Raw genomic sequence first — 7,370 nt, 5'->3', positions numbered from 1 at the left:
CGATCCGCGCCGTGGGCTGGACGAACGAAGAGAACGGCATGCGCGGCGGCAACGCGTATCGCGATGCACACCAGCACGAGACGCACCAACTGGCCATCGAATCCGACGGTGGCGTGTTCTCACCGCTTGGCTTCGGCTTCACGGGGTCACCAGCGGCACGCGCGATCGTGACCGCGATCGGTTCGTTGCTCAACCCGATCAACGCCGGCAAGATCGAAGCGTCCGGTGGCGGCGCGGACATCGGACCCATCATGGCCACCGGCGTGCCGGGCATGGGGCTGAACGTGGACGGCACCCGCTACTTCTGGTTCCACCACACCGATGCCGACACGCCCGATAAACTCGACCGCGCCGAAGTGCAGCGCTGCGTGGCGGCCATGGCGGTGATGGCGTACATCGCGGCGGATCTGGAGCAGGGGTTGCCGAGGTAAGTGGCGACTCTCAACGCATAACTCCCTAGGGAGCAGGGAGGAGGGTATCAGGGAGCAGGAGGCAGGAAAGCCGCGCGCCGTTCACCTGCTTCCTGCCCCCTGATACCCTCCTCCCTGCTCCCTAAGGTGTTCGCAGTTTCAGTTCACAGTTTCAGTGTGCCGTACCGCTCAAAACGGTACCGGACTGGTCAGGATCAACTCGGCCCCCGTCTCCGGATGCGTAAACGCCAGCGACTCGGCGTGCAGCAGCAACCGCTCGCCGTACTCGGGGGCGCTACGCCCGTACAGACGGTCGCCCACGATCGGCGCATCGAGCCCGAGCGGATTGGACGCATGCACGCGCAACTGGTGGGTGCGCCCCGTGTGCGGGGTGAAGGCCACCTTCGTGCGCCCGCCCGCGCGCTCCAGCACCTGCCATCCCGTCACCGCGTGCTTCCCATGCACCGGATCGTGGATGTGTCGGGGGCGATCGTCGATATCCATGCGCATGGGGAAATCGATGAGCCCCTCATTGCCCGACACATCGCCATCCAGCCACGCCACGTAACGCTTCCGGATCTCGCGCAGCGAGAAGAGTCGCTGCAAGGCGGAGAACGTGGCCGTGTGCTTGGCCGCCAGCAGCAAGCCCGAGGTGTCGAGATCGAGGCGATGCACTACCAGCTGTCCGGTGGCGTCGGGGTAGCGCGCCCGCAGCCGCGTGGACACCGAATCGCGCAAGAGTCCGCTGCGACCGGGCACCGACAGCAATCCGGACGGTTTGTCGACGACGACGAGAAACTCGTCTTCGTACACGACCCGCGGCTCGGACTCGGCGATGGCGGCGGCGCCGAACACCGGCGGCGGATCGGCCGGCAGTCCGCCCAACATGTGCGCAAGAATGGGGGGACACTTCCCCTGACAGGCAGGATAGAACGAGCCGGCGCGACGATCCCCCGTGCGCGGCGGGGCGCCCCACCAGAACTCGGCCAGCGCCAGCGGACGCAGCCCCTGCGCGTAGGCCTGCGCGAGCAGCTTCGGCGCCGCGCAATCGCCGGCGCCCCCCGGTGGTTCTTTGGGCGCGAACAGCTCGCGCATCGCGCGCACCTCGCCCAACGCATTGGCGAAGTGATACGTGTTCTGAATCGCCGGCAGCAGTTCGCGCGAGCGCGCGGTCCGCGCGTCGTCGTCGGTGCCGAGGTCGTACAGTTCGGCCTCACCGGGAATCCAGACCGCGTCGCGCGCCGCGATATCGTACGCCGGCGGCGCCCAGCCATCGATCACCCACTGGCCCGCCACCATGCCGGAGAAGGCCCGTAGATAGCCCACCGTGCCATCAGGAGCCGCTACCACCAGCACCCCGAACATCTTGCCGCTTCCCGGTTCATCGAGCCGCCACGGGGCCATTCCGGGCAATTGCAGCACCGCGATCGTGTCCATGGCCGCCCGCCGGGCGAGCGGATGCACCGCCGCGCGATCGAACGGACTCGGAAATCGCGCGGGGAGATCGCTGGGGTCGGGGGGCGAGGAGAACCGGAGCACATCCACAGGATAACGGGGTGGTCCACGCGCGGCCGGCGAGACGTCGGGCGATCCCCAGATCGCACGGCGCGCGCACCGTGCGCACCGAAAAAGCGCGCACGTCCAGCCCCGGCGCGATATGATACCGCCGTCGCGCGGCACCGCGCGGCATCGGCGTGTCGGAACACGCGCACCCTCAGGAGAATCGCACATGCGTCGTACGGACTGGCTCGTGGCTCTGCCCTTCGCGGCTGCCCTTTTCGGTGGGTGCGCCAGCGCACCGAAGGCGGCGCCCTCGTCGACGTCGGCCACCGCGTCAGGGGGGGCGGCGTTGCCGCTCTGGAGATCGGGCACCGCCGCCTTCGGCATGTTCGTGCCCAACGAGCGGCCGGCGGCGGCCCCCGCGGCGGGCGCCACCCGCTTGCCGCCGCTCTACACCGAGAACGGTGGGAAGGCGCTCGCCGAGAACCCGCTGCTCGACTACCTCTTCCTGAATCTCGAAGGGGCGTACGACGCGAACGCGGTGCAGGCGATGGTGCGCGGCATCCGGATGAGCAGTGCCGCCACGCGGCCCACGCTGCTGGTGCGCATTCCCACCATCGAGGACGCCGGCGTGGACTCCACGCGCGCCCGCGTGAAGGCCGTGCTCGACCTCGGGGCCGACGGCGTGGTCATCCCGCACGTGCGCAGCGCCGCCGAAGCGCGCACGGCGGCGGCGTTCTTCACGGAGGCCGGCGCCAACGTGTGGTCGCCCGCGAATCCCAAGGGCACCGTGATCGCGATGCTCATGGTGGAAGACAAGGGCGCGATCGCCGAGTTGCCGGAGATCGCCGCCGTGAAGGGGTACAGCCTGCTGTCGTGCGGCATCGGCAGCCTTACGCGCGATATGGGCGGCGATGCGCCGGGGGCCGAAGCCGCGTGCCAGCGTGCACGCGATCTGGGAGCGAAGGCGGGGATGCCCAGCATGATGACGGCCACTGCCGCCACCATCAACGACCGCATCGGGAAGGGCTACCTCGGCCTGCTCCTGTCGGGCACCGCCGATCAGGCGTCGACGATCATCCGCGCCGGTCGCGTGGTGGCCAAGCGCCCGTAACCGCGCGGTGGCGTCGTCCGGCCAGTATCCCATCGAGGACCGCCGCCAGCGTCACGCCAACGGCGTAGCAGACGATGTCGCTCCAGAGAAAGCCCTGCCCCAGCACCAGCGCGCCCAGCCTCGAGGCGCGCAGTGCATCGAGCCACGGCACGTGGTAGCGCTGGCTGATTTCCACGGCCACCGCAATGGTGAAGGCGATCGCGGCGAGGGTACCCCTCGCGCCGGTTGGGCGCACGAGCGTCAGCAGCCAGAACACCATCGACGCCCACAGGACATCACCCGCGTACGTCGACACGAAGGCCGGCAGCGCGGCGGGGTAGCGTCGCGAGCCCAATCCCAGTGCCACGGTGCCGATCAGCAGCACCAGGCCGTGCGTGGTCGAGCGCGTCGGCGACATCGTGGGCGAAGGCGTGGGCGACTGGGGCAAGCAGGACGGTCGTGAAAGGGGGCGGGGGGCGCCGTTCGGCTCGCGGCATCGCGGTGGGAGGCACTACGTTTTCCGGATGACGACGCCAACAACTTCTGTCCCGGCGCTGCTGGCCCTGCTGCAGCAGGAGCGCGCGCAGTTGCTCGCCACTTTCGAGTCGATCCCGGAAGCTGACCGCACGCGACCGGGCGGCGAACCGGGACGCGGGAGCGGCTGGTCGGCCGCGCAGATAATCGAACACTGCGCGCGCGTGGAAGGCAATGTGGCGCGCATGATCGCCAAGGGAGCCGAGCTTCCCCGCACAGCGACCGCCGAGGAGCTGCAGGCCGGGTGCCTCACGGAGACGTCGATCGGCTGGGTGCGCGACCACACGAAAAAGGTTGAAGCGCCCGAACGCGTGCGCCCGATTGTGCCGATCGCCGCCGCCGACGCGCTCGCGCTGCTGCACGCGTCGCGCGCGGCGCTGCTCGCGGCTTTCACCGCAGCCGATCCGGCCGTCCTCGACGGCATCCTCTTCCCGCACCCGTTCGTCGGACCGCTCACCCTCCGGTCGTGGACGGAGCTGGTCGCGCATCATGAGGCGCGCCACGCCGAGCAACTGGCGGCGCTGCGCCGCCGCTAGCGCGGCGCGGGCGGCTCCGGCACCCGCCCCTGCACCGCGTTGGCACGGGCGCTGTACGTGATGCGTCCGTGGTCATCGGCCGGTAGCGACGCGCGGAGTCGGTCCTGCAGCTGCGCGCTCGCCGCGGGCGACATCGTCGCGATGGTCCGACCCACGGCGTCCCATCCAACGATGGTGGCCCAGTACTCGTCGAAGGACGCGAACGTGCGCTGCACCGTAAGCTGGTGGCACTCGACATCAATCAGGCCGGCGTCGCGCCACAACGCCTCCATGACCTCGCGGCGCGACGCCTCCGGACGTGGCGGTGCCGGCACCACCGCCCCGAGTTCACGCATCTCGCGCTGCACCGCATGGTAGGGAAACCCACCGCCGTGCATGTCCCACGCATACGCCGCCACGAGGCCGCCGGCGCGCACCACCCGCACCATCTCGGCGACGCCCAGCGCCGGCTCGGGCACGAAGAAGATCACCAACGGCATCACCGCCGCGTCGACGTGGTCGTCGGGATACGGCAGCGTCATCGCATCGCCTTCGCACAGCTCGGCGTCGCGCAAGGTGGCACGCGTGCGCGCGAAAGCCAGCTGCGCCGCTGACGGGTCGATGCCGTGCAGGGCGCTTGGTGCGCAACGCCACGCCAGCAGCTCTGTGAAGGCGCCATTGCCGCACCCCACGTCAAGCCATCGTCGTCCCGACGCCGGCGCCAGCCAGTCCAGAAACGCGGCACCGGCCAGCTGGCTCCACACGCCCATGTAGCGCTCGTACGACGCGCCATCGTTGAAACGGATCGGGTCAGTCACGGGGCGTGTTCCTTCTGGAGAGTGATCGGCGGCGGTGGCACTTTGAAGGTATCATCCACGTACGGCCTCGGACGGCGCCCGGCGCCGCTCGCCCTTCTCTCTCTCGCGAACGGAGCTATCGTGACGCGTCCCAAATGGTACATGCCGGTGGCCATCATCGCGCTGCTCTGGAACCTCATCGGCTGCGCCGCCTATCTCATGGACGTGACGCTGACCCCCGAGGCGGTGGCGGCGATGTCGCCCGACCAGCAGGCGTTGTACGCGGCGCGACCCGCGTGGGCGGTGGCCGTCTATGCGATCGCGGTGTGGGGCGGTGCGCTCGGCTGCGTGGGGCTGATCATGAAGAAGCGCTGGGCCAAGGGCGCGCTGCTCGCGTCGCTGCTGGGGCTCATCGCGCAGGATATCGCCCTGTTCGGCATGAGCCCGGTGGCCATCGAGACGTCGGTGTACGCCCTGCAGGGGATGGTGCTGATGATCGCGGTGCTGCTGCTCCTGCTGGCCAACAAGGCGGCGCGACAGGGATGGTTGGAATGACGAACCCCTAACGGGCGTCGTCCAGCGGCGCACCGCTACGCCGCTGGTCCGTACCCCGCGATCGCGCGCGCCAGGCGCGCGACGCCATCCACCAACGTCGGCGCGTCGTAGTGCGCGAAACTCAATCGCATGGCCGACGCGAACCCGTCGCGGCTGAGAAAGCGCCCGCCCGGATGAAAGCTGACGCCTTCCGCCTTCGCGCGTGGCAGCAGCTCGGCCGCGCGCATGTCGTTCGGCAACTCCACCCACACGAAGTAGCCACCGCGCGGTTCCACCAACGTCGCGGTCGGCAGCTGCTCGCGCAGCGCGCCGCACAACACGGCGGAGCGGTCGGCGTACACGGCGCGCAGCGCATCGAGCGTGCGATCGGCGAGCCCGAGATCGAGCAGGCTGCGTACTACGCCCGACGTGAACGGATTGAGACCACCACCGCTCTGCACCACCCCCGACCGCATGAGCGTGCCGAGCAGCTCCGGTGTACTGTGGATCCAGCCGAGCCGCAGTCCGGGCGCGCAGATCTTCGAGAACGAACCCAACGACAACACGCGCGCCGATTCGGCGTAGGACGCGAGCGGTCGCGGCGGCGCGGCGTCGAAGTCGAGTAGATGATAGACCTCATCCGCCACGACGAGCAGGTCGTGCGCGCGGCTGATGGCGATGAGCGCGTCGCGACGCGACGCTGACATCGTGGTGCCGGTAGGATTCTGAAATGACGGGATGGTGTACAGCAGCGCTGGCGCATGCCGCGTCAGCGCGTCCTGCAACGCGTCGGTGCGGAGCCCCTCTCCATCGATGGGAATGCCGACCACCGTCAGGCCATGATCGCGGAACACCTCGAGCGCCAGAAAGTACGTCGGCTCCTCCACAAAGATCGTGTCGCCGGGCTTGGTGAATCGCGTGCAGACCAGATCGAGTGCCGGCGACGCGCCGGCGGTGACCATGAGCTGTTCGGCCGGCACCGGCCACGCGTATCGACGCGTGAGGAACGCGGCGAGTGATGCACGAAAGGCGGCGTCGCCCTGATTCTCGCCATACTGCAGCAGCGACGCGTCGCCTCGTGCGACGCAGTCCTCGGTCGCGGTGCGCAGCGCCGCCGTTGGCAAGAGCGACAGCGAGGGTTGGCCGTTGCCGAAGTTGATCATCTCGGCACCCTGTTCCTGAGGGGGAGGTGGCACCAGCCAGAGGCGGCGGTCGGGGGCAGGTGGACGGTCGACATGTGGGCGGAAGGTGTATCGGACACCACGGCGGCGCTATCGGGTTGACGGAAAGCGCTCGCCATCGGATCGACCACGGCGCACCTTTGTCGCCATGACCGACGGCGGATCTCACCGATGATTCGGTCGTTCACCATCACCTTCAGATCGCGACGCATGACACGACGCCTCACACGACTCGCCTTCGCCGTTGCACTGATCGGCCTGCATCACCGCGTTGCACAGGCGCAGAGCGCGGTGGTGACGTCACCTGACGCGCGCGCCGTCATCGCGGTGGCGGACTCGGCGCTCGCCGCGATCACGCGCGGTGATGTCATCGCCTTCACCGACCTCATGGTGCCCGAAGCGGTGATGTTTCCCACCACCACCCGCGACGGCACGACGACCTACCGGGTGCGAACCCGCGACGCGCAGCGGGGCAGTCCCATGTCCGGTATCGTCGAGCGTGGCTTTGCACCGAAGGCCATGGTGAGCGGTGGCGTCGCAATGGTGTGGTATCCGTACGACCTGTACGTGAACGGCGCGTGGTCACACTGCGGCGTCGATGTCTTCACCCTCGTCCGCAGTGCGGGCACTTGGCGCATTGCGTCGTTGGCGTGGAGCGCCGAGCAGCCACCGGTGTGCGAGAAGCATCCAGCTGGGCCGCCCACGAAGCGGTAAGCGCCGGCGGTTTGTCCTCGGCGCCGTTCAAGGGGTTCAAGGGGTTCAAGGGGTTCAAGGGGTCAGAGTCGTTGGGTTCAAGGGGTCAGAGT

At 68.9% G+C, this 7,370-nt stretch carries 9 protein-coding genes; 5 read left to right on the top strand and 4 right to left on the bottom strand.

What is annotated here, in order from left to right:
* Positions 1–431: M28 family peptidase (locus ACIRA7_RS13625; RefSeq protein ID WP_396221395.1), on the top strand; the 431-nt coding region annotated here is incomplete at its 5' end.
* A gap of 168 nt (positions 432–599) precedes the next feature.
* On the opposite strand, the gene ACIRA7_RS13620 is transcribed toward ACIRA7_RS13625, so the two are convergent.
* Positions 600–1,949 carry an RluA family pseudouridine synthase gene (locus tag ACIRA7_RS13620; RefSeq protein WP_396221394.1) on the bottom strand — a complete coding sequence of 450 codons (1,350 nt, stop codon included), beginning with the start codon at positions 1,947–1,949 and terminating at the stop codon, positions 600–602.
* A 190-nt stretch (positions 1,950–2,139) separates the two neighbouring features.
* Between ACIRA7_RS13620 and ACIRA7_RS13615 the strand changes: the two genes are divergently transcribed.
* A complete protein-coding gene (locus ACIRA7_RS13615; RefSeq protein WP_396221393.1) occupies positions 2,140–3,024 on the top strand; it encodes an aldolase/citrate lyase family protein in 885 nt (294 codons plus the stop codon).
* On the opposite strand, the gene ACIRA7_RS13610 is transcribed toward ACIRA7_RS13615, so the two are convergent.
* Positions 2,987–3,421 carry a DUF2809 domain-containing protein gene (locus ACIRA7_RS13610; RefSeq protein ID WP_396221392.1) on the bottom strand — a complete coding sequence of 145 codons (435 nt, stop codon included), beginning with the start codon at positions 3,419–3,421 and terminating at the stop codon, positions 2,987–2,989. The genes ACIRA7_RS13615 and ACIRA7_RS13610 overlap by 38 nt on opposite strands.
* Between ACIRA7_RS13610 and ACIRA7_RS13605 the strand changes: the two genes are divergently transcribed.
* Positions 3,399–4,073, top strand: coding sequence for a DinB family protein (locus tag ACIRA7_RS13605; RefSeq protein ID WP_396221391.1), 675 nt, complete (start codon positions 3,399–3,401; stop codon positions 4,071–4,073). The two genes, ACIRA7_RS13610 and ACIRA7_RS13605, sit on opposite strands and share 23 nt — an antisense overlap.
* Here ACIRA7_RS13605 and ACIRA7_RS13600 read toward each other — a convergent pair.
* Positions 4,070–4,870 carry a class I SAM-dependent methyltransferase gene (locus tag ACIRA7_RS13600; RefSeq protein ID WP_396221390.1) on the bottom strand — a complete coding sequence of 267 codons (801 nt, stop codon included), beginning with the start codon at positions 4,868–4,870 and terminating at the stop codon, positions 4,070–4,072. The genes ACIRA7_RS13605 and ACIRA7_RS13600 overlap by 4 nt on opposite strands.
* A gap of 120 nt (positions 4,871–4,990) precedes the next feature.
* On the opposite strand from ACIRA7_RS13600, the gene ACIRA7_RS13595 reads away from it, so the two are divergent.
* Positions 4,991–5,404, top strand: a complete 414-nt coding sequence (locus tag ACIRA7_RS13595) for a hypothetical protein (RefSeq protein ID WP_396221389.1) — start codon at positions 4,991–4,993, stop codon at positions 5,402–5,404.
* Between the two features lie 35 nt (positions 5,405–5,439).
* Here the strand turns inward: ACIRA7_RS13595 and ACIRA7_RS13590 are convergent, their stop codons facing one another.
* Positions 5,440–6,579: a PLP-dependent aminotransferase family protein gene (locus ACIRA7_RS13590; protein ID WP_396221388.1), complete on the bottom strand. Its 1,140-nt coding sequence runs from the start codon at positions 6,577–6,579 to the stop codon at positions 5,440–5,442.
* Positions 6,580–6,774: 195 nt separating this feature from the next.
* Here ACIRA7_RS13590 and ACIRA7_RS13585 point away from each other — a divergent pair, with 195 nt between their 5' ends.
* Complete coding sequence (locus ACIRA7_RS13585; protein ID WP_396221387.1) at positions 6,775–7,278, top strand: hypothetical protein; 504 nt, start codon at positions 6,775–6,777, stop codon at positions 7,276–7,278.
* The last annotated feature ends 92 nt before the right edge of the window (positions 7,279–7,370 follow it).

It is taken from the genome of Gemmatimonas sp. (assembly GCF_044376735.1).
In the GTDB taxonomy this organism is placed as follows: domain Bacteria; phylum Gemmatimonadota; class Gemmatimonadetes; order Gemmatimonadales; family Gemmatimonadaceae; genus Gemmatimonas.
The sequence above is the reverse complement of the archived record's forward strand: the minus strand, read 5'-3'. Positions and strand labels throughout refer to the sequence as shown.

Bases quoted from the DNA above. Each gene is read 5' to 3' on its own strand.
- ACIRA7_RS13615 (WP_396221393.1), top strand. From the start codon at position 2,140: ATGCGTCGTACGGACTGGCTCGTGGCTCTGCCCTTCGCGGCTGCCCTT.
- ACIRA7_RS13610 (WP_396221392.1), bottom strand. From the start codon at position 3,421: ATGTCGCCGACGCGCTCGACCACGCACGGCCTGGTGCTGCTGATCGGC.
- ACIRA7_RS13585 (WP_396221387.1), top strand. From the start codon at position 6,775: ATGACACGACGCCTCACACGACTCGCCTTCGCCGTTGCACTGATCGGC.